This window comes from Aquitalea sp. LB_tupeE (assembly GCF_013391415.1).
Classification (GTDB): domain Bacteria; phylum Pseudomonadota; class Gammaproteobacteria; order Burkholderiales; family Chromobacteriaceae; genus Aquitalea.
The window spans coordinates 1-19,091 of the sequence record NZ_JACAXB010000040.1; the positions used below are offsets into that span (position 1 = coordinate 1).

20 protein-coding genes are annotated in these 19,091 nt (G+C 58.7%); 8 read left to right on the forward strand and 12 right to left on the reverse strand.

Translation table 11 applies throughout. From position 1 onward, the window contains the following. Nucleotides 1-221: 221 nt before the first annotated feature. From HWX34_RS19465 to HWX34_RS19475, 3 genes are read right to left on the reverse strand one after another with little or no spacing between them, the layout of a single operon-like run. Nucleotides 222-866, reverse strand: a complete 645-nt coding sequence (locus HWX34_RS19465) for an FMN-binding negative transcriptional regulator (RefSeq protein WP_178973833.1) — start codon at nucleotides 864-866, stop codon at nucleotides 222-224. Nucleotides 867-911: 45 nt separating this feature from the next. After that, nucleotides 912-1,529 (reverse strand): LysE family translocator, encoded by a 618-nt coding sequence (locus tag HWX34_RS19470; RefSeq protein WP_131360637.1) that lies wholly within the window; start codon nucleotides 1,527-1,529, stop codon nucleotides 912-914. Between the two features lie 6 nt (nucleotides 1,530-1,535). Further along, a complete protein-coding gene (locus HWX34_RS19475; RefSeq protein ID WP_178973834.1) occupies nucleotides 1,536-2,243 on the reverse strand; it encodes a B3/4 domain-containing protein in 708 nt (235 codons plus the stop codon). A 43-nt stretch (nucleotides 2,244-2,286) separates the two neighbouring features. Between HWX34_RS19475 and HWX34_RS19480 the strand changes: the two genes are divergently transcribed. Continuing rightward, a complete protein-coding gene (locus HWX34_RS19480; RefSeq protein ID WP_178973835.1) occupies nucleotides 2,287-2,889 on the forward strand; it encodes a helix-turn-helix domain-containing protein in 603 nt (200 codons plus the stop codon). 241 nt (nucleotides 2,890-3,130) lie between these two features. Here the strand turns inward: HWX34_RS19480 and HWX34_RS19485 are convergent, their stop codons facing one another. Continuing rightward, on the reverse strand, nucleotides 3,131-3,616 hold the full coding sequence (locus tag HWX34_RS19485; RefSeq protein ID WP_045848252.1) for an Lrp/AsnC family transcriptional regulator: 486 nt from the start codon (nucleotides 3,614-3,616) through the stop codon (nucleotides 3,131-3,133). Between the two features lie 135 nt (nucleotides 3,617-3,751). Here HWX34_RS19485 and HWX34_RS19490 point away from each other — a divergent pair, with 135 nt between their 5' ends. After that, nucleotides 3,752-4,792, forward strand: a complete 1,041-nt coding sequence (locus HWX34_RS19490) for a zinc-dependent alcohol dehydrogenase family protein (RefSeq protein ID WP_178973836.1) — start codon at nucleotides 3,752-3,754, stop codon at nucleotides 4,790-4,792. Between the two features lie 51 nt (nucleotides 4,793-4,843). On the opposite strand, the gene HWX34_RS19495 is transcribed toward HWX34_RS19490, so the two are convergent. Next, nucleotides 4,844-5,773, reverse strand: a complete 930-nt coding sequence (locus tag HWX34_RS19495) for a LysR substrate-binding domain-containing protein (RefSeq protein WP_178973837.1) — start codon at nucleotides 5,771-5,773, stop codon at nucleotides 4,844-4,846. A gap of 47 nt (nucleotides 5,774-5,820) precedes the next feature. On the opposite strand from HWX34_RS19495, the gene HWX34_RS19500 reads away from it, so the two are divergent. The 4 genes from HWX34_RS19500 (at nucleotide 5,821) to HWX34_RS19515 (ending at nucleotide 11,277) form a co-directional block, all read left to right on the forward strand. Beyond that, nucleotides 5,821-6,225 carry a nuclear transport factor 2 family protein gene (locus tag HWX34_RS19500; protein ID WP_178973838.1) on the forward strand — a complete coding sequence of 135 codons (405 nt, stop codon included), beginning with the start codon at nucleotides 5,821-5,823 and terminating at the stop codon, nucleotides 6,223-6,225. Nucleotides 6,226-6,519: 294 nt separating this feature from the next. Further along, nucleotides 6,520-8,199, forward strand: coding sequence for an ABC-F family ATP-binding cassette domain-containing protein (locus HWX34_RS19505; protein WP_178973839.1), 1,680 nt, complete (start codon nucleotides 6,520-6,522; stop codon nucleotides 8,197-8,199). A 451-nt stretch (nucleotides 8,200-8,650) separates the two neighbouring features. Further along, nucleotides 8,651-9,931 (forward strand): transporter, encoded by a 1,281-nt coding sequence (locus tag HWX34_RS19510; protein WP_178973840.1) that lies wholly within the window; start codon nucleotides 8,651-8,653, stop codon nucleotides 9,929-9,931. A 17-nt stretch (nucleotides 9,932-9,948) separates the two neighbouring features. Then, a complete protein-coding gene (locus HWX34_RS19515) occupies nucleotides 9,949-11,277 on the forward strand; it encodes a sigma-54 dependent transcriptional regulator (protein ID WP_178973841.1) in 1,329 nt (442 codons plus the stop codon). Between the two features lie 76 nt (nucleotides 11,278-11,353). Here HWX34_RS19515 and HWX34_RS19520 read toward each other — a convergent pair whose 3' ends face one another. The 5 genes from HWX34_RS19520 to HWX34_RS19540 form a co-directional block, all read right to left on the reverse strand. Further along, nucleotides 11,354-12,022 carry a hypothetical protein gene (locus tag HWX34_RS19520; RefSeq protein WP_178973842.1) on the reverse strand — a complete coding sequence of 223 codons (669 nt, stop codon included), beginning with the start codon at nucleotides 12,020-12,022 and terminating at the stop codon, nucleotides 11,354-11,356. Nucleotides 12,023-12,073: 51 nt separating this feature from the next. Then, nucleotides 12,074-12,778: a C39 family peptidase gene (locus HWX34_RS19525; RefSeq protein WP_178973843.1), complete on the reverse strand. Its 705-nt coding sequence runs from the start codon at nucleotides 12,776-12,778 to the stop codon at nucleotides 12,074-12,076. A gap of 53 nt (nucleotides 12,779-12,831) precedes the next feature. Then, nucleotides 12,832-13,650, reverse strand: coding sequence for a hypothetical protein (locus tag HWX34_RS19530; protein ID WP_178973844.1), 819 nt, complete (start codon nucleotides 13,648-13,650; stop codon nucleotides 12,832-12,834). 64 nt (nucleotides 13,651-13,714) lie between these two features. After that, complete coding sequence (locus HWX34_RS19535; RefSeq protein ID WP_178973845.1) at nucleotides 13,715-14,293, reverse strand: hypothetical protein; 579 nt, start codon at nucleotides 14,291-14,293, stop codon at nucleotides 13,715-13,717. A gap of 10 nt (nucleotides 14,294-14,303) precedes the next feature. Then, nucleotides 14,304-14,744 carry a hypothetical protein gene (locus HWX34_RS19540; protein WP_178973846.1) on the reverse strand — a complete coding sequence of 147 codons (441 nt, stop codon included), beginning with the start codon at nucleotides 14,742-14,744 and terminating at the stop codon, nucleotides 14,304-14,306. 585 nt (nucleotides 14,745-15,329) lie between these two features. On the opposite strand from HWX34_RS19540, the gene HWX34_RS19545 reads away from it, so the two are divergent. Further along, on the forward strand, nucleotides 15,330-16,055 hold the full coding sequence (locus tag HWX34_RS19545) for a pirin family protein (protein WP_370459800.1): 726 nt from the start codon (nucleotides 15,330-15,332) through the stop codon (nucleotides 16,053-16,055). Continuing rightward, a complete protein-coding gene (locus HWX34_RS19550) occupies nucleotides 16,052-16,381 on the forward strand; it encodes a ferredoxin family protein (protein WP_178973848.1) in 330 nt (109 codons plus the stop codon). The genes HWX34_RS19545 and HWX34_RS19550 overlap by 4 nt, the downstream gene beginning before the upstream one ends. Before the next feature lie 58 nt (nucleotides 16,382-16,439). On the opposite strand, the gene HWX34_RS19555 is transcribed toward HWX34_RS19550, so the two are convergent. Beyond that, entirely contained in the window at nucleotides 16,440-17,429 is a 990-nt protein-coding gene (locus tag HWX34_RS19555) for a LysR substrate-binding domain-containing protein (RefSeq protein ID WP_178973849.1), read from the reverse strand. Nucleotides 17,430-17,575: 146 nt separating this feature from the next. Further along, complete coding sequence (locus HWX34_RS19560) at nucleotides 17,576-19,069, reverse strand: aldehyde dehydrogenase (RefSeq protein ID WP_178973850.1); 1,494 nt, start codon at nucleotides 19,067-19,069, stop codon at nucleotides 17,576-17,578. Nucleotides 19,070-19,091: the final 22 nt, after the last annotated feature.

Sequence of the window (19,091 nt, forward strand, 5' to 3'; positions counted from 1 at the left end):
TCCTTGGATAAACCGTGTCATGGCGCAACCCTCGGCGTGGAGCTGTAAACATCATAATCCCATGGACGTTTTCACACAGCCTCCGGCCAAAGCGGTCATTCACCGACAGATTATTGGCTTCCGCTTTTGTAAGGTTTTCAGTCGTTCTCGTGCTCTGTGAGACGAAAGAAGAGGCAATACAAACCAGTGGTTACAAAAAAATATCAAGATTCTAGTGTGCGCTATTTTCTTTGCCTCGCCAGTTCCAACATTGCGCTACCAATGACATGACTATCAGTGAAGCTTTCCAGCTGGAGCGCCTGCCCGGCTCCTCGCATATCTTTTAATTCCTCATCCTGTCCCAGCTTGTTTTTTCCGATTAAACGGGTAATGCCAATCTGAATACCGACAATATTTTTCAGCAGATCTTGCAGATAGTCCGGTGGCGCATCTGCCATTTTCCAAGGGACAGGCTGCTTGCCTTCATGCATTTTGGTCAGCCTACCCACCACGGCTCTCAGAAACTTGTCATCGTCGATAAAGCGGATCTGTCCATGGGCATGCACTACCATGTAGTTCCAGGTTGGAACCTGGCGCTGAGTTTCCTGTTTGCTGGGATAGTAATGGGGTGATACATAAGCATCCGCCGCCCGGAATGTCACCAGGACTTCATCTCCATCACTTACTTCACTACACAAGGGGTTTCGTCTGGCGATATGTGCATTGAGCACCCCCAGTGTTCCCTCGTTGCGCAATAGTTCGAATGGCAAGTGATTGGCGTCCAGCCCGGATGTCCCGTGTGTGATCAGGCTACCAAATGGGTGTGCAGTAATGGTGTCATGCAGAGCTGAAATGTCCGTCTGAGCAAAGTGTTCAGGCAAGTACATAGATATCTCCATTTGCTGCCATCAGGGCAATTGCACCACATTCGTTCATGAATGACTCGCCAACGCAACCATCAAGCCCAGCACGACCATAATTGAGCCTGAGACACGTGTCATGAGTCTGGCACGAAGTGCTTTGCCACTACTGCCGGATACCAGTTGATGAGCAAGAAAGACGGCAATCAGGTCTGCGCTGGTATTCAATAGGACACATACCGAACCCATCAACACAAACTGGACTGTGGCTGATTGTTGTGGCTGGATGAATTGCGGGATGAAGGCCAGAAAGAACATGGCTGTCTTGATATTCATGGCTTCAACCACGATACCGTCCCGAAAAGCCTTCCATACACCATGCCCCTGGTCCGCTGCAGTATTGCTGCTACTTGCCGGTGCATTCCAGGTCTTGTAACCCAGATAGATCAAGTAAGCTGCGCCAAGATATTTGAGCAAGCCATAGGCAAGTGGCGAACTGACAATCAGCAATGACAATCCCAGCGCCGCCGCCATGACATGCACCATGCCACCTAGCGCAGTACCAAGTGAAGAGGAAATACCTTCTGCCTTTCCCCCTGACACTGTCCTGGCTGCAACATAAGCAATGCCGGGTCCTGGGATGATGGCCAGTAATACCGCCGCCAGCAAAAATGGGAATGAAAGCAACATGGCTGTTTAATTCTCCGCTGATATGCAAGACAAGGTAATCAGATGGGAGTCAATCACCGAACCCGGCATCATGTGTGCTATACCTTGCATCAGTTCTTCACCCGCTTGGTGCAGTGCCTCGAGCGGCATTTGCGGCAGGCTTTCCAGAATGAACCACATGTGTTGATCAGTGGCGCTGAGCCTGGTTCTGACGCCTTGTCTCCAGTTCCAACGCCGGCAGGTGACGCCTGCGTCATCACGCCAGATCACTTCCCCGACCTCTGGTGACTCGGTTGCCGGCTCGCCTGCCTTCATGGTGTCAAACAGCTCGCTGCCATCGGCAATAACGAGGCGGGGGGAGCCGATGTAAGCCGACAGATTTTCACCTCCAACCGGAATGGCGTAGCGCAAGCTGATGGCATTGTAGAGATCAACGACAGGGTCAATGGCAGGCAAGCCGCCATCTTTCAATACACGTTTGCGCAAGGCCTCGGCCGAACACGGCGTGCGCTGAGGCTTGGCTCCAAAGGTACGGAAGACCTCGGCCCATGCTTGCAAATGCGCATCTGCCCATGTAGGGCCTCCTGTCTGAACAAAGCCACAGGCCGCCTGTAGCTGCTGTGTGCCAAAGTCAGGCACAGTCAGTTTGGTTGCCGCTACACGAATGCTGAGGGCCCGGAATCCTGGTGCAATTGAAGCAATTTCCGGGCTGATGGAAGGTAAAAATTCCGACATTGAGGTATCCTTTACTGACCGCTTCATCCCATATTAACGACCAATGTCCAAAATAGTCAATATATCGACCAATTCGGGTTCGGATGCAGAAGCCATCAGCGCAGCCCTCGCCATCCGACTCAAGCAGCATCGCAAAGAGCAGAAACTGTCCCTTGATGAGCTCTCGCGCCGGGCCGGGGTCAGCAAGGGCATGCTGGTGGAAATCGAAAAGGGCAATGCCAATCCCAGTATTGCCATCCTTTGCAAACTGGCAGCCGCCTTGGGCATTTCCGTTGCAGACATTGTGAATGTAGCCAGCACTCCATCGATTCATGTAATCGAACAACAGGACATTCCAGTGCTCTGGACGGGGCCAGCAGGAGGCAGCGCACGTTTGCTGGCAGGAACCAGTGGCCCGGACATGGTGGAGTTGTGGCGCTGGGAAATACATCCTGGAGAGGTATTTACCTCCCCTGGTCACCCGCATGGCACATTTGAACTGTTCCATGTTGAACAAGGCGTATTGGAATTGTGCGTGGCAGATACGGTGACAACCATAAGCGCTGGCAATGCTGCGGTGGCCCGTACCGATGCACCGCATCATTACGCTAATCATGGCGATGGCTTGCTGATATTTACCATGACGGTTGCTGAGCCTGGTTCATGACAAGGTGTCAGGTAATCCACGGATTGCATTGTTCTTTTATGAACCGGCCAGCTTGGTGGCCGGTTTCCTAATGAAAGCGGAACGCAAGGCGAGCAAATGCAACTGACCGCTTAGGCCGAATTTCTGCCAACGACCAATCACCCCGCGCCACCATCCTATACCCCCTGCGGGGCATCCACCCTATAGCAACAACCTCCCCCTCACCCGCCAATCACCACCCACCCGCGCAGATCATGGCCACTCAGCCATGCCCTGGCTCGATATCGGTGATGGGCAGCTTGTTCATCACCTTGATTTCCCGGAGCGAGATATTGCTGCGGATGCTGAACACCCCCGGTAATTTGCGCAGTACTTTCTCGACAAAGCGGCTGTAGTCATCCAGGTCCCGTGCGACTACTTGCAGCAGGAAGTCGGCTTCGCCAGTGGTGTTGTGACAGGCCAGTATCTGCGGGCAGGCCTGGATGATGCGTTCGAATGCGGCGGTGGCTTCTTCGCTGTGCTGGGTGCAGACAATCTGCACAAAGGCCATCACCCCTATTCCCAGCTTGCGCCGGTTCAGTACCGCTTTGTAACCCTCGATGACGCCCAGCTCTTCCAGCCGTTTCTGCCGTCGCCAGCAGGAGGCTTCGCTCATGGCAAATTGCTCGGCCAGTTTGGCGTTGGACAGGCGGCCATCCTGTTGCAGTTTGTCGGCGATGGCGAGGTCTACTTTGTCGAGATCGGTCATTTTGAAGAAAGCTTTCACTGGAGGTTTGATCAGTGAAATCCTATTTCAGATTACGGCTTATTCCAATGGCAATCTGACAGGTAATTTCTCGGCAAACGTTCACAATAAATGCACCATTCCACCGAGGAGTACTGCATGAAAGCCATTGTTTACGAATCGTTTTCCGCCCCGCCGCAACTGACTACCGTGCCGGACCCGACGCCGGACAACAGCGGTGTGGTCATCCAGGTGATGGCAACCGGCGTGTGCCGCAGTGACTGGCATGGCTGGGTTGGCCACGACCCGGACATTCACCTGCCGCATGTGCCCGGTCATGAGTTTTCCGGGGTGGTGACGGCAGTTGGCAAGCAGGTGGGCAAATGGAAGATTGGCGATCGGGTGACCGTGCCGTTTGTGGCGGGCTGTGGTCATTGCCCGGAGTGCCATTCGGGTCATCATCAGGTGTGCGACCACCAGTTCCAGCCCGGCTTCACCCACTGGGGTTCGTTTGCCGAGTATGTGTCCATCCATCAGGCGGACATCAATCTGGTGGCCTTGCCGGAATCGCTGGACTTCACCACGGCGGCCAGTCTGGGCTGCCGTTTTGTGACATCGTTCCACGCGGTGGTGGATCAGGCCAAAACCTCGGCCGGTCAGTGGGTGGCGGTGCATGGCTGCGGTGGCGTTGGCCTGTCTGCCATCATGATTGCCAATGCCATCGGGGCGAATGTGATTGCCATTGATATTGCGGATGACAAGCTGGAACTGGCGCGCAAGCTGGGGGCTGTGGCTACGGTGAATGCCAGCAAGGTGCCGGATGTGGTTGAAGCGGTGATGGACATCAGCCGTGGCGGTGCGCATGTGTCACTGGATGCGCTGGGCCACCCGGCAACCTGCTTTAACTCCATCAGCAATCTGCGCAAGCGCGGCAAGCACGTGCAGGTGGGCCTGATGCTGGGCGAGCACAGCACCCCGGCCATTCCGATGAGCAAGGTGATTGCGCACGAGCTGGAAATCCTGGGCAGCCACGGCATGCAGGCGCACCGTTACGATGCCATGTTCGCCATGATGGCCGCCGGCAAGCTGGCACCGGAGCAGCTGATTGGCCGCACCATCAGCCTTGAACAGTCTATTGAGGTACTGATGAATATGGACAAGTTTGAGGGTGCGGGCGTGACGGTGGTGACGGCGTTCTGATTTTCCGCAGAGGACTGGCTGCGGGCGGCTTACCCCACCGGGGCATCCGCCTTATGCCAGGGCCAGCAGGGCCGCCGTCAGTTCGCGCAGCTTGGGGCTGTGGCGGCCTGGCTCTGGCATCACCAGAAAATACGCCAGTTCGCCGGTGTAGCTGTCGGCAAAGGGCAGCACCAGCTCGCCACTGGCCAGCCGGTCTTGTGCCAGGCGCGGGTCGCCCAGCGCAATGCCGTAGCCCAGCACTGCGGCCCCGATGGCGGATTCCAGCGAGTCGAACTCGACATGCCGCCCTGCCATTTCCCCGCTGCCATATTGCCGCCACCAGGCTTGCCACGCTTGCTGGCCGGCATCGGCATGAATCAGGCAGTGCTGCTGCATGTCGGCCGGGGTGTGCAAGTCGCGCGCCAGTTCCGGGCAGCACATCGGGGTCAGGTGTTCGGTAAACAGGCGTTCTGCATGCAGGCCATGCCATTGGCCATTGCCGCGCACCAGCATGGCGTCCAGCTCTGTGCCGGTGAAATCGGGGCTATCGCTGATGGAGGTGCTGATGTCGATACGCATGCCGGGCAGCAACTGTTGCAAGCTGTCCAGCCGTGGCAGGAACCAGCGCAGTGCCAGCGTGGATGGCAGGCGCAGGCGGATGACTTGCTGTTGCTGACAAGCCAGCTGCGAAAAAGCGGACAGCTCGGCCAATACCCGCAGGGCAATCTGATGCAGCTGCTCGCCTTCCGGGCTTAGCTGCATGCCGCTGGCGCTGCGCCAGAACAAGGCCAGCTGGTAGTACTGCTCCAGTTGCTGGATCTGACGGCTCACCGCCCCCTGTGTGCGGTGCAGCTGGGTGGCGGCACGCGACAGGCTGCCCAGCCGGGCGACGGCGACAAAGGCCTGCAAGCCCATGATGGATGGCAGGGGTTTGGTCAGTTCGCCAAGCGGGTATGCATCCGCTGCATAGCCGGCTTCAGAATTTGTCGATATTCGGCTCATGGGCTAAAGGCTAAGGTGGTGACTCATACCAAACAAGGAATACAGCGATGTCCGCTATCGATACGGCGCAGTACGCAGCCAGGCTGACAGACTACCTGCAGGCACTGGAACAGAGCAATGTGGATGAAGTGGTGGCCCTGTTTGCCCCGCAGGCCACCATTTATTCGCCGCTGCTGGGGTGGGTCAGCCCCGCCTCGTTTTACCGCAAGCTGGCCGAGGCCTCCGGCAACAGCAAGATCACCCTGCTGGACCTCTTCCACAGCAGCCAGGGCAGCCGCCGTGCCACCGCCTACTTCCGCTATGACTGGGTGCTGAAAGACCAAAGCACCGTCGGCTTTGATTGCGTGGACGTGTTTGACTTCAATGCTGATGGTCTGATTGAAAAGCTGGTCATCATCTACGACACCCACACCATCCGGGCCGACCTGGGCGACCGCTTCAGCCCGGATTGACAGACCATACCCCCCACGTCCCTGCCCCGTATGGCGGAAGCCCCGGCACTATCGGGGCGTTCCGCCACGCCATTTCCATCCCATCCCACGCCAGCGCAGTCAACAAAGCACGGAACATGACACCGCAGGCTGGCAGAAGCCTGCGCGGCGCGCAGAGCATCTGCGTATAATCCCCACTTCGCCCTCGGCCCATGAGCCTGAGGGCGGTGTTTTTTCCTGGCATTCCGTCGCGACGAAAGTAAACGCCGGGCTACCGCTTTTCGCCACCCAACCCTTGCAGCACGGCATTCCCTCATGATCATTCTGAAAAACGTGGCCTTGCGTCGCGGCACCAAAGTCTTGCTGGACAACGCAACTGTCAGCATCAACCCCGGCGAAAAAGTCGGCCTTGTCGGGCGTAACGGCGCGGGCAAGTCATCGCTGTTTGCCGTGCTCAACGGCAATCTGCACGAAGACGGTGGCGATTTCTCCATTCCCAGCCAGTGGCGCATGGCGCAGGTGGCGCAGGACATGCCGGAAACTGCACAGAGCGCGACGGAATTCGTGGTGGAAGGCGACCTCACCTTGCTGGCGGCGCGGCGCGAAGTGGCCGAAGCCGAAGCGGGCGAAGACTATATGCGCATGGCCCACGCCTATACCGCGCTGAATGATGCCGGCGAGCATGACGCACCGGCGCGGGCACAGGCGCTGATTCTGGGCCTGGGTTTCAGCGTGGCGGAGCTGGATCAGCCGGTAAACAGCTTCTCCGGCGGCTGGCGCATGCGCCTGCAATTGGCACGGGCGCTGATGTGCCCTTCCGACTTGCTGCTGCTGGACGAACCCACCAACCACCTGGACCTGGACGCACTGGTGTGGCTGGAGGCCTGGCTCAAGCAATACAGCGGCACCATGGTGGTCATCAGCCATGACCGCGAATTCCTGGACGCGGTCACCAACGTCACCCTGCATATCGACCACGGCAAGCTGGTGCGCTATGGCGGCAACTACAGCAAGTTCGAGGACATGCGTGCCGAACAGATGATTCTGCAGCAGGCCGCACAGGCCAAGCAGCAGGAAAAGATGGCCCACCTGCAAAAGTTCATCGACCGCTTCAAGGCCAAGGCCAGCAAAGCCAAGCAGGCGCAAAGCCGGGTGAAGGCGCTGGAGCGCATGGAGAAGATTGCACCGGTGCTGGCCGATGCCGAATTCCAGTTCGAGTTCAAGGAACCGGGCAGCCTGCCCAACCCTATGCTGACCATGTCGCAGGCCTCGTTCGGCTATCCGGCAGCAGAGGATGCACCGGCTGGCACGCCGCCTACGGTGATTGTCAAAGGGGTTAACCGCTCGGTGCTGGCCGGCCAGCGCATCGGCATCCTGGGTGCCAACGGTCAGGGCAAGTCCACCCTGGTGAAAACAGTGGCCGAAGCACTGAAAGCCACCAGCGGCGAAATCATCCGTGGCAAGGGCCTGAGCATAGGCTACTTCTCGCAACAGGAGCTGGATGTCTTGCGCCCGGAAGACGACCCGCTGCAACACATGCTGCGCCTGGTGCGGGAAACTCCGCCTCAACTGCGCCCACCTGCCAACGACTGCCGCGAGCAAGGACTGCGCAACTTCCTGGGTACCTTCAATTTCAGCGGAGACATGGTGAAGCAGGCGGTGGGCAGCATGAGCGGCGGCGAAAAAGCCCGGCTGGTGCTGTGCATGATTGTGTGGCTGCGCCCCAACCTGCTGCTGCTGGATGAACCGACCAACCATCTGGACCTGGCCACGCGCGAGGCGCTGAGTGTGGCGCTTAACGAGTTTGAAGGCTCGGTGATGCTGGTCAGCCACGACCGCGCCCTGCTGCGTGCGGTGTGTGACGAGTTCTGGATGGTGTCGCGCGGCGGTGTCAGCGACTTTGACGGCGACCTGGACGACTACCAGGTTTACCTGCTGGCAGAAGCCAAGCGCCGCCGCGAGGAGGCGGCAGGTAAACGTCAGACCGCTGCATAAGTCAGGCCGATTAACCGGAATGACTGCATTTCGATTCACCAAGCCCGCAAGCGGGCTTGCAAACAAGCGACTGTCAGTAGCCTAAGCCACACCCCGCCCCTATGCGGGGTGTTTGCTTTTCCAGCTATCCATTGATGCATCGCCCGACAGAGCAGCCCTTTATCCCTTGCAACAGCCGTTTTTACTCTCAAGGCATTCAGGCGGGTGAAAATTACCAGTGCGTAAAAAATGTCAATGACAACTTGGTAGGGCTTGCGTTGGCTTGGACAGAAACTAGAATGAAGAAGAAAATAATAATTAATACAGTTTAAACCATTACCAATTAAAATATCCAAGGGGCATCATCACTCTATCGATGAGGTAGCGGGGAAGTCTTCTTGCTGCATTCGGCTGCCAGCACCAGCCGAGGAAACAGGTGGGCCGACCGCTCCTGCACAGCAAGGAAACGATCATGCAGCCGACCACTTTGCAATGCGCGCGTAACAGCTTTTTTCTAGCCGTACTGTCCTTATCCCTTCCCATGCAGGCCAGGGCCGACATCACCCTGGAAAGCCTGCAACAACAGCTGAGCGATCTGGCGCAGACCAACCGCCAGCAGGAACAACGCATCCGGCAACTGGAGCAGCAGCTGGCCGGGCTGACGCGCCGCGATGGCCAAGTTGCCGCCACAAGCACTGGCAACAACGGCCTCGGCAGCAGAAACCCCGGTCCCGATACCCCGGCAAACGCCACAGCCATGGCGGGCAACAATGGCCCGGCGCTACCGGTGGTGAGTGAAGTGCCAAAAAGCGTGGAAGACATTTATCAGGAAGCCAGCGGCTTTGCTCCCGGAAAGTTCTCCATCGAACCCAGTTTCACTTACACCCATTACGACACCCGCGAGCTGGTGCTCAATGGCTTTCTGGCGCTGGACTCCATCTTTCTGGGCAATATCAACCTGGACAAGGTGGTTAGCGACAGCCTGACGCTGGACCTCACCACCCGATACTCGCCCAGCCCGCGCTGGCAGCTGGATATGGACATTCCCTTTGTGGCACGGGACGCCACCTATTTTTCGGGCGGAGCTGGCGGGTCCGCCAGCACGGTTTCCCAAGGCTCGGTACGCCAGGGGCCAACCCTGGGTGATATCAGTTTTGGGCTGGGTTACAAGCTGGTGGAAGAAAACGCCGACTGGCCGGATGTGGTGTGGAGTTTGCGCGTGAAGGCCCCTACCGGGCGCAGCCCTTATGGCATCAAGCTGGTGCAATCGGCCGGCAACAACAATCTTTCCATGCCCGACCGTCTGCCCACCGGCAATGGGGTCTGGGGTATCACCACCGGCTTGTCATTCGTCAAGACAGTGGACCCGGCCGTGCTGTTTGCCAGCGTGGGTTACACCCATTATCTGGATGGGCATTTCAGCGATATCAGCCCTACGGCAGGCGTCACCCAGCCGGGTGACGTAAGGCTGGGCGACAGCTGGAACTGGGGAGCAGGCATCGCCTTTGCACTGAACGACAAGCTCAGCCTCGGCTTGTCCTACTCACAGCAGATCGTCGGCCAGGCCCAGGTACGGCAACAAGGCAGCGGCTGGAGCAGTGTGGTGGGCAGCAGCGCCAATGCCGCCAACCTGAACCTGGGCCTGACCTATGCCTACAGCAAACGGCTTTCCATCATTCCCAATCTGTCACTGGGCATGACACCGGACAGCCCCAACTATGCTTTTTCGGTGAAGTTCCCCTACCGCTTCTGACGGAGTCAGCAATGAAAATGAGCAAAACACTGCTGGCACTGGGGTCGGATGCCTTGCACCCCGTGCTGCAGGACTTGCACCAGCAGCACTGGCACATCACCCACCTGCACGAAGTAAAGCAACATAAGCCGCGACAGACAGGCCCATTCAGTGCGGGGCTGGTATTACTGGACAACAAGCTGCAACGCAAATTGGACATGCTGCAACTGCTTGGCAGTCAACTGGATATGGAGTGGGTGCTGCTGACCGACCGTCAGCAGCTGGAGCACCCGGCGGTACGCAGTTTCATCAATGACAGCTGCTACGACTACCACTGCCTGCCGGTCGAAAGCGCCAGGCTGGCGGTGACCTTGGGAAGGCTGCACGGCAAGACCAGCCTGCGGCGGCATCTGCAACAGGAAGAAGCGCCGGCAGAAGACAAACAGCTGGTGGGCGAACATGCCTGCATACGGCGTTTGCATCAGGAAATCCGCCGGCTGGCGCGTGTCAATGTCACTGTTCTCATTACTGGGGAGTCCGGCTGCGGCAAAGAGCTGGTGGCCCGCTTGTTACATCAACACTCCGACCGGGCCGCTGGCCCCTTCCAGGCCGTCAACTGCGGCGGCTTGCCGGTCAACCTGGTGCAGTCGGAATTGTTCGGCCACGAACGCGGTGCATTTACCGGTGCGTCTTCCGGCCGGGTAGGCCGTATCGAGGCTGCCCATAACGGCACGCTGTTTCTGGATGAAATCGGTGACATGGCGATAGAAGCGCAGGTCAACCTGCTGCGCTTCCTGCAGGAGGGCACCATAGACCGGCTGGGTGACAACCGCAGCCGCAATATCGACACCCGTGTGGTATCGGCCACCCATGTCGACCTCCCCACCGCCATCAGCAGCGGCCGTTTCCGGCAAGACCTGTACTACCGCCTGTGCGTCTGCCAGCTGCATTTGCCGCCCTTGCGCGAACGACGTTCCGACATCCCCCTGCTGGCCAGACACCTGCTGGCGCAAAACGCCCAGCGGCTGGCTTTGCCACAAAAACGGCTGTCGTACGAGGCAATGGCCATCATGTTGCAACATGACTGGCCGGGTAATATCCGCGAGATGTCAAACCGCATCAGCCAGGGGCTGGCCATGGCAAGCGGCAAGGTCATCCGGCCGCAGGACATGGGGCTGGGCGGGATTATCCTCCCTGCCCAGCAAAACAGTCTGGATGCCATCCGGGAAAAGGCGGAGCGCGAGGCGGTGGAAATGGCGCTGGAGCTGCATAGCCAGAACAGCAGCAAGGCCGCGCGCGAGCTGGGCATCTCGCGTGCCACCTTGTACCGGCTGGTGAAGAAATATGGGATAGGCCTTGGCGACTAGCCAGGCCTGGCTTTCATGCAGGAAAGGTACAGTCCTGCAGAGGTGTAGATCAGCAGGGGTAAGGACCGGCAAAACTTCAGTGCAAGCCGATGCCGGACATCATGCTGCGGCTGGGCATGATGAAGTTCATCAAGCCTGCCTGTGGCTGCAACACCAGCTGGATATGCAGGGTGTTGCTGGTGACGATGCCGTTACCCGTCAGGCGCGAGAACTGGACCAACTGGCCCTGCCCCAGCGATTGCCCCATCTGCCCGGCACTGCCCATATCGATGCTCACCCCCAGTTGCCCGTTCTGGGTGGTACTGCCCTGGGAAGTGGCTTGCCAGCCAGCCGGCATGCCGGCCGACGCGGCACTGTCATTGATATCAATCGTGGTGATATTGCGTGACACATTGCCATTGCCGGCTTGCTGGTTGACCTGCACCATGCCCTGCACCGAAGCCAGGCCACTGGGCAAGCTGTTGGCGGCATGACTCACGGTCGTGGTATCCAGGGTATAGCGATTGATCACCGGTACGGCACCGGCCTGGGCGGTAAGCTGGACACCCGCCCCCTGCACCACACCTGCGGCATTTTGCCAGGTACTGAGCATCTGCACGCCAAAACGCACAATCTGCCCGGCATCCACATAGCGCCCGCGCATGCTGTCTAGCACCGTATCATCCACATAGGCCAGCATGGCGTGTGCCGGCACACTCAAGCCAATCAGCAATACTGCCGGCAATGCCGTAGTCAAGGTACGCATGCTCAGCTCCCTGCCCCTGCCTGGCGACCTTGTTCGGCCAGCAGGCTCAGGCTACAAGAAATCACTGTAAAGAAAACCGTATTCCACCAGGTCCGCCGGCGACACCGGCGTCATGTTCACCATCAGCTGGCGGGCCGACAAGGGGCTGGGAAACTGGCGCAACGGCCCTTGTGGCCGGTAACCCGGCCCAGCCACCGCCAGCAATACGCCATTCCACTGCCGCGTGAAGTCCGCCATGGGAATGGCACGGTTACCCAAGGCAGGGTCCGCCACGTACACCGTGTCGCGCGTGGCCATCTTCAATACCACAAAGTGCTTGTAACCATTGATGTCCAGCATGATCAACGCCGGAATGCGCAATGCAGGCAGGCGTTCGGCACCACTGACAAAGCCGCTGGCACGCAAGCCCAGCACATTCACGAAATGCTTCATGTCCAGCATGGAAAACCCCTGCTGCCGGACCACATCGGGATTGGCACCGGCCATCATGCCGGCTATGACCTGCTGCTCGTTCAGGTCCAGACCAAACCCGTAGCGCAGCAAGGTGGTGAGGGCGGCGGCACCACAGCTGAAATCGGTTTTTTGTTCCACCACATAACGAAAGCGCAACTCACGCAGGCTGTGCACCTGCTTGTAGACATTACCCTCACCGGTGTAAGCAGGCAGCGCCATGTCGGCAGCCTGGGCAAACTGACCGCCCCCTGAACAAAACAGCAAGAGCGGAATCGACAATAGCAAGCGGATAGGAAGTTTCATGGTTACAAACCGGCAGCACGGCCACAGGACTGCGCTGCCGGTCTCTCCCGATCTTAGTGGGTTGCAGCAACCGACAGGCTGTTGACCTGCTGGTTGGACAAGCCTGCGGCATTGTTCAGGCCCACATTGCCACTGATGTTGTTAACGGAACCGGAGATGCCTGCCGTGCTGTTAAGCGGGAAGAATGTGGTAACCGAAGTGCCCTGATTGACCTGGGTGCCACCGGCAGAAGCCGTGGCCAACACAGCAGCACTGGCGGACGACAGGGCGACATCATTCTTTTGCTGGTTGCCGGCACCGGCAGCATTGTTGACACCAGCATTACCCTGGATGCCGTTTACCGAGTTGGTAACGCTGGCATCCATGCTGTTGGAGGTGCCGCGCAGCGGCTCGGCAAAGGTGTAGGTGTTGCCGTCATTCAACTGCTCGAAGGAAACCGCTGCGGCCGCACCACTCTTTTTGCCGGATACCGAGGCAATGGCCACATTGTTGGCTTGCTGGTTAAAGTAGCCGGACGCATTGTTCACCCCGGCATTACCCTGGATGCCGGTGACGCTACCCTTCACCGTGGCTTTGGACGGGTCAGTCACGTTCAGCCTGTTATTCAGGTTCTTCTGCACATCATCCACCCGGGCCGAGGCCAGGGCATCCGCCTTGGGATCGAACACTTCGTAAACGGCAATGCCTTCCAGATAGGCCGTGCCTGTCAGGCTGACATTGGTATTGTTGTAGTTGTTGGACAGATTGTTGCTGATCTTGCTACTGGTGGAAGACGACGGGTCGTCAGGGCGGTCAGCCCCTCCGGCATAGGCTACGCCAAACACACCAACAAGAGCGAGGAAAAGCACTTTTTTCTGCAGCATTGCGGTCATGATTATTCTCCAGGCGATTTGCTTGAATGCCGGTCATCACCATGCGGGTGACAGCCGGTACTGCTCACGGATTGGCCCATTGCACGGCCACTACATTGACAGCCTGATTGTGGCTGCCAGCAATCTGGTTCAGTTGTACCAGCCCCCGGCTACCCTGGAAGGCGGTGGCGGAAATATCGGTTCGGCTGTGGCTGTTATCGCTGGCCACGGCCGGAGCATTACCCGCGGTACTGGCCAGCAGGCTGTCGGCAGCTACCGATGGCTGAGCGGTGGCTTGCGGCCGGGGTGACATTGCCAGGCTCAGGGCATTCAGGGACTGGTTTTCATTACCTGCAGTCTGGTTGATGGCCATCAGCCCCTGGCTGCCGGAAAAAGCCGACCCGGTAATGCTGGCCGTGGCATCCGTCGAGGCGGCGGTGGTCGCCCCTGAGGGCTGCCGGGACAAGAAGACACTGGCATGGCTGGCCGTGGTGGACACGGCCAGGGCCTGCAGATTGCCCTGCTGATTGGCGTTGCCAGCGGCCTGATTCACCGCCAGTATTCCGCTGACTGACTGTCCGCTGTTGTCGATCACAGCCTGCTCGGCGTGCGCCAGCGCATGCCCCAGACAACTGCCAAGCCACAACAATTGCAGGATCCGCATGTTGTCTCTCCTAATGAGCCAGCCCGCTCAAGGGCTGCAAACCTGACTGCAGCTGCTGGCTGATGCCTGCGCTACCCACGCCTACTCCACTACCACTGGCGGTACCGGGCCTGGCTGCTGCCGTCACGCTCAGCACAGTCAGCGGCGTGGCAGACAGCCCAGGCAAGGGACCGGCCAGATTGTTCACACTGCCGTGTACTGCCCCCAGCACCATTTCACCGGCCTGACCACCAATACTGACAACCTGCCGTGTGCCACCGACAATCACCTCAGCCGGGGATGCACTCACCTTGCTCACATCGGGACTGGGGTCGCCCTGCCGGATGGCACTGCGGCTGGGCACTTCCCTGCCGATGATGATGTCGCCATCCCCGGCGGCCAGTGTCAGCGCAGGCAAGGCGGAACCGACCAGAAACAGCAGAAGCAGTTGATGGATAGGTAGTTTCATCATCGGCTCCCGGCTGCTTTGTCATGCCCTCTCTAGCGCAGGAAGCATGCCAGACGTGCCAAGGTCTTATGACATAAGGGAAATTCAAATTTTCCATGCCATCGTGTTTAGGCACTTGTGTCAGAACTGAAACAGAAAGCGGCAAACAAGCCGCAATAGCCGCCGCCGGGCGGCCCAAAGCAGAAGATGTGCAGCACATGGAGCCGGTGTTTACTGGACAAGACCACCCATTCCACCTGCGCAGGCTGTATCAATCCTGAGAAATTCTGTTCGAGCCGGATTAGGGATGGTGCGGCAAGGTGATTTCCCACTACCGGGGATGACTGCGCTGCAGGGCCGAAGGACTGGCCTTAGGCCCGGAACACCGCGCCAAAGCCTTGAGCGATGCGGAACTGACTATTGCCACACTCGCGGTGTGACTGGCCGCCTCCCCTTATCCGACGCATGGATACACACATCATGTCCATCCAGATTTCCGCACCGCTTAGCGCACAGTCACGTGGTGACGCGCACTTTTCGGTCCGCAGTTTCAATCTGTATTCACCGACAGATCAGCAATCGCCATAGCTCCTGCTGGATGAGTTCCGGATAAGGGGACACCGCTTTCCTGCACATCCCCATGCCGGATTCTCGGCCGTCAGCTATGTGTTTGAAGATTCGGCAAGCAGCCTGCGCGTTCTCGACTCCACCGGCAATGATATTCAGCTTGGTGCAGGCAGCATTGTCAGGACCCAGGCGGGCAGCGGCATCCTGCATCAGGAACTGCCCGTATCCGGAGAACACGAACTCCATGGCATTCAGTTCTTCGTCAACCTGCGCAGCACCAACAAGCAACTGGCCCCGCAAACCTGGTGGCTGGATGGCAAGGCCCTGCCCGTATGGCGCAATACAAAGGGTGATAGCGTGCGCGTGGCGGTAGGCCAGTACCAGGAGCTGGCTTCCCCGCTGCGGCCTGCCGAACCATTCACCATGCTGGATATGGATGTTCATAGCGAACTGGATGTGAGCGTGCCCCCAGATCAGCACGGATTTGTCTATGTCCAATCCGGAGAAATAAGCCTTCACAACGGCGCAGACACAGTGTCTTTACAGTCAGGACAAGGCGTCCACCTCGTCGGTACGGGGCATATCCGGATGGCCACGGACAGTAGAGCCAGAGCCGTGTTTCTGTGTGGTCAGACCATACACGAAACCGTTGTAATGCTCGGACCATTTGTCATGAACAACCAGCAACAGATCGAAACGGCCATACAGCGTTACCACAGTGGCCGCATGGGTCAGATGCCATCACTCAGCCAGGAGCATGGAATATGAGAAAAAACCGTATCTTCCGCCAAACCGCGGGATCAGACTGCAAGGCAGACCCCGGCGTGTTTCAACCATCGGTCGATGCACATCGTTGTGAAGGCAAAGGGGACTGTGCCGTTGTCTGTCCGTTTGATGTATTTGTAATCGGCAGGATGCCGGATCAGCAGTTTTCCCAACTGCCCATGCTGGCAAAATTGAAAGTATGGGCGCATGGCCGTAAAACCGCATTCACCCCGAATGCAGAAGCCTGTCGTGCCTGTGGCGCGTGTGTGTCGGCCTGTCCGGAACACGCCATCAAGCTGGTACGCGTCAGGCAGAGTACCAAGCCCTGACAGCAGCCCGGACAAATGCCAGTTATCCATGACAGCGACGGGGATGGTATCGAGCACATCAGCTTTGCGGCACACGCAGTCCGTTCATCATCTCTTCCACCTCGGCCAGCAACCATTCGCGCAATTGCTGGTATTCCTGACGATGATGGGCGTTGCGGTGGGTAATCAGATAATGATGCCGGTCATTGAAGACAATGGATTCGTTGACTGGACGCCGCAGCTGCCCCTGCGCCACCTGACGATGTACCAGATGGTGCCAGCCCAGAAGGGTGCCCTCGCCAGCCTCAGCCTGGGCCACCAGCAGGCGGTAGTCATTGCTTTCCAGATAATTATCTTCGCTTACCCGGTCCGAATCGTCGCCTTTCTGGAACCAGTTGCGCCATACCCGCCAATCCACATGCTCGCATACCTGGGCGCGTCCCAGCGGTGACAGGTGTAGCGAAGGATGGGCCAGCAAGTCCAGCGGCTTGATTTTCTTGCCGTGAAAATGGTGTTCGAAGAATGTCGGGCTGCACACCGGGTAAACCACATCGTGGAACAAGGGCTCTACTTCGTATTCCGGTTCGCGCGGCGGGTTCTTGGTGATGATGACATCCGGCTCCATCAACTCGTCCAGTTCCATGAACTGGTCGGTCACGGTGACATGCAGGCGAATACCCGGATAGCAGCGGCGGAAGGCGGCCAGTCGTGGCGACAACCACAGCGCCGAGAAGGTATGCGAAACGCAGAGTGTCAGCGCATGTTTTTCGGTGCGCCGCACGGCTTCGGCTGCCTCGGCGATATTCATGATGGACAGGTAGGAAGCATTGTAGAGAATGCGTCCGGCATCGGTCAGAGCGATATGGCGCCCGGTACGCTGAAACAGTGCCACATCCAGCGAATCTTCCAGCTCTTTGATTTGCTTGCTGATGGCAGCCTGGGTCACGCACAACACTTCGGCCGCCTGGGTAAAGCTTTCGTAGCGTGCCGCGGTGACAAAACAGCGCAAAGCCCTCAGCGAGGGCATTTGTGCCAGTAAACGGTCGGTAAACAACTGCCTTTTCTGCATGGATGCAACCTTTGCCTGCTTTTCATACCCGGCCCTGTTGGTCGGCAGCCGTCCCTGCGGGGCAATTGCCTGCAAGCGGGAGGCCGCAGGTACACGGCAGGCAAGGCCGGGCAAACTTGCCGGACCCTGTCTGCAGGTGTGCGGAATCAATCCAGCTTGAGCCAGGTTGTTTTCAGTTCACAATACTGGTCGTGAGCATAGACGGATTTGTCGCGGCCACCAAATCCGCTTTGGCCGAAGCCACCAAACGGCGTGCTCAGGTCGCCCTCGCCAAAGCAGTTGACCGTGACCGTACCGGCGCGGATGCGTGCGGCCACCTTGTGCGCGCTGTTGACATTGTCAGTCCACAGCGATGCCGCCAGGCCATAGCAGGTATCGTTGGCAATGCGGATGGCTTCTTCCACGTCCTGATATTCGATCACGCATAACACCGGGCCGAACACTTCTTCACGGGCAATGCGCATGGCCGGGCTGACCCCATCGAAAATGGTGGGCTCAACAAACCAGCCGCCGCTTTCGCTCAGCGTGGCATTGCCGCCGCACACCAGATTCGCGCCTTCGGCCTTGGCCACGGCGATATGGTCCAGCACCTTCTGGTAATGCTTTTGCTCGATCAGCGCCCCCAGCTTCACTTCCGGGTCCAGCGGATTGCCGGTTTTCCAGGTCGCCAGTACCGATTGGATCTTGTCCAGCAGTGCTTGCTTCATGCTGCTGGGCACCAGCAGTCGTGAACCGGCGCTACAGTTTTCGCCCATATTCCAGAACGCCGCAGCCACGGCACTCTCGGCCACTGCATCCAGATTGCTGACATCCGGCAGCACCAGTTGCGGGTTCTTGCCACCGCACTCCAGCACCACGCGCTTGAGGTTGGTGTCGGCGGAATAACGCAAAAAGCGCTTGCCGGTTTCGGTGGAGCCGGTAAAGGCAATCAGGTCTACATCCGGATGGCAGCCCAGTGCCTGACCGGCACCACTGCCAAAGCCGGTCACCACGCTGAACACCCCGGCAGGCACCCCTGCTTCCAGCGCCAGTTCGGCGATACGCAGCGTGGACAGCGAGGTTTGCTCGGCCGGTTTGACCACCACGCTATTGCCCACCGACAGTGCCGGGCCGATTTTCCATGCCAGCATCAGCGCCGGGAAGTTCCACGGCAGTACCGCGCCCACCACGCCAATGGCCTCGCGGGTAATCATCGACACCACGCCGGAGCCAGAGGGCGACAGCGCGTCGTAACGCTTGTCGGTGACTTCGGCATGCCAGCGGATGCAGGCAGCGGATTCGGGAATATCCAGGCCCATGCACTCGGCAATCGGCTTGCCGGCTTCCAGCGCTTCCAGCAGCGCCAGTTCTTCGGCATGGTCATCAATCAGCTGGGCCAGACGCAGCAGCACCGCCTTGCGTTGGGCCGGTGCAGCCTTGGCCCACACACCGCTGTCAAACGCCACCCGTGCCGCCTTGACCGCACGGTCCACATCGGCTGCGTCGCAGCAGGCCACATTGGCCAGCAGCTGACCGCTAGCCGGGTTCAGCGTACTGAAGGTTTCGCCGGACTCTGCGCCAGTGCGCTGACCGTCAATAAAAGCGCGGCCATCCAGCGTCAGTGCCGCAGCGTATTGTTGCCATTCCTGATAGCTCTTCATCTCTCTTTATCCTTTTATCGTG

Bases quoted from the DNA above. Each gene is read 5' to 3' on its own strand.
- HWX34_RS19525 (WP_178973843.1), bottom strand. From the start codon at position 12,778: ATGAAACTTCCTATCCGCTTGCTATTGTCGATTCCGCTCTTGCTGTTT.
- HWX34_RS19475 (WP_178973834.1), bottom strand. From the start codon at position 2,243: ATGTCGGAATTTTTACCTTCCATCAGCCCGGAAATTGCTTCAATTGCA.
- HWX34_RS19555 (WP_178973849.1), bottom strand. From the start codon at position 17,429: ATGCAGAAAAGGCAGTTGTTTACCGACCGTTTACTGGCACAAATGCCC.
- HWX34_RS19480 (WP_178973835.1), top strand. From the start codon at position 2,287: ATGTCCAAAATAGTCAATATATCGACCAATTCGGGTTCGGATGCAGAA.
- HWX34_RS19505 (WP_178973839.1), top strand. From the start codon at position 6,520: ATGATCATTCTGAAAAACGTGGCCTTGCGTCGCGGCACCAAAGTCTTG.
- HWX34_RS19495 (WP_178973837.1), bottom strand. From the start codon at position 5,773: ATGAGCCGAATATCGACAAATTCTGAAGCCGGCTATGCAGCGGATGCA.
- HWX34_RS19510 (WP_178973840.1), top strand. From the start codon at position 8,651: ATGCAGCCGACCACTTTGCAATGCGCGCGTAACAGCTTTTTTCTAGCC.
- HWX34_RS19550 (WP_178973848.1), top strand. From the start codon at position 16,052: ATGAGAAAAAACCGTATCTTCCGCCAAACCGCGGGATCAGACTGCAAG.
- HWX34_RS19470 (WP_131360637.1), bottom strand. From the start codon at position 1,529: ATGTTGCTTTCATTCCCATTTTTGCTGGCGGCGGTATTACTGGCCATC.
- HWX34_RS19490 (WP_178973836.1), top strand. From the start codon at position 3,752: ATGAAAGCCATTGTTTACGAATCGTTTTCCGCCCCGCCGCAACTGACT.
- HWX34_RS19515 (WP_178973841.1), top strand. From the start codon at position 9,949: ATGAGCAAAACACTGCTGGCACTGGGGTCGGATGCCTTGCACCCCGTG.
- HWX34_RS19535 (WP_178973845.1), bottom strand. From the start codon at position 14,293: ATGCGGATCCTGCAATTGTTGTGGCTTGGCAGTTGTCTGGGGCATGCG.
- HWX34_RS19560 (WP_178973850.1), bottom strand. From the start codon at position 19,069: ATGAAGAGCTATCAGGAATGGCAACAATACGCTGCGGCACTGACGCTG.
- HWX34_RS19485 (WP_045848252.1), bottom strand. From the start codon at position 3,616: ATGACCGATCTCGACAAAGTAGACCTCGCCATCGCCGACAAACTGCAA.
- HWX34_RS19465 (WP_178973833.1), bottom strand. From the start codon at position 866: ATGTACTTGCCTGAACACTTTGCTCAGACGGACATTTCAGCTCTGCAT.
- HWX34_RS19530 (WP_178973844.1), bottom strand. From the start codon at position 13,650: ATGACCGCAATGCTGCAGAAAAAAGTGCTTTTCCTCGCTCTTGTTGGT.
- HWX34_RS19520 (WP_178973842.1), bottom strand. From the start codon at position 12,022: ATGCGTACCTTGACTACGGCATTGCCGGCAGTATTGCTGATTGGCTTG.
- HWX34_RS19540 (WP_178973846.1), bottom strand. From the start codon at position 14,744: ATGATGAAACTACCTATCCATCAACTGCTTCTGCTGTTTCTGGTCGGT.
- HWX34_RS19500 (WP_178973838.1), top strand. From the start codon at position 5,821: ATGTCCGCTATCGATACGGCGCAGTACGCAGCCAGGCTGACAGACTAC.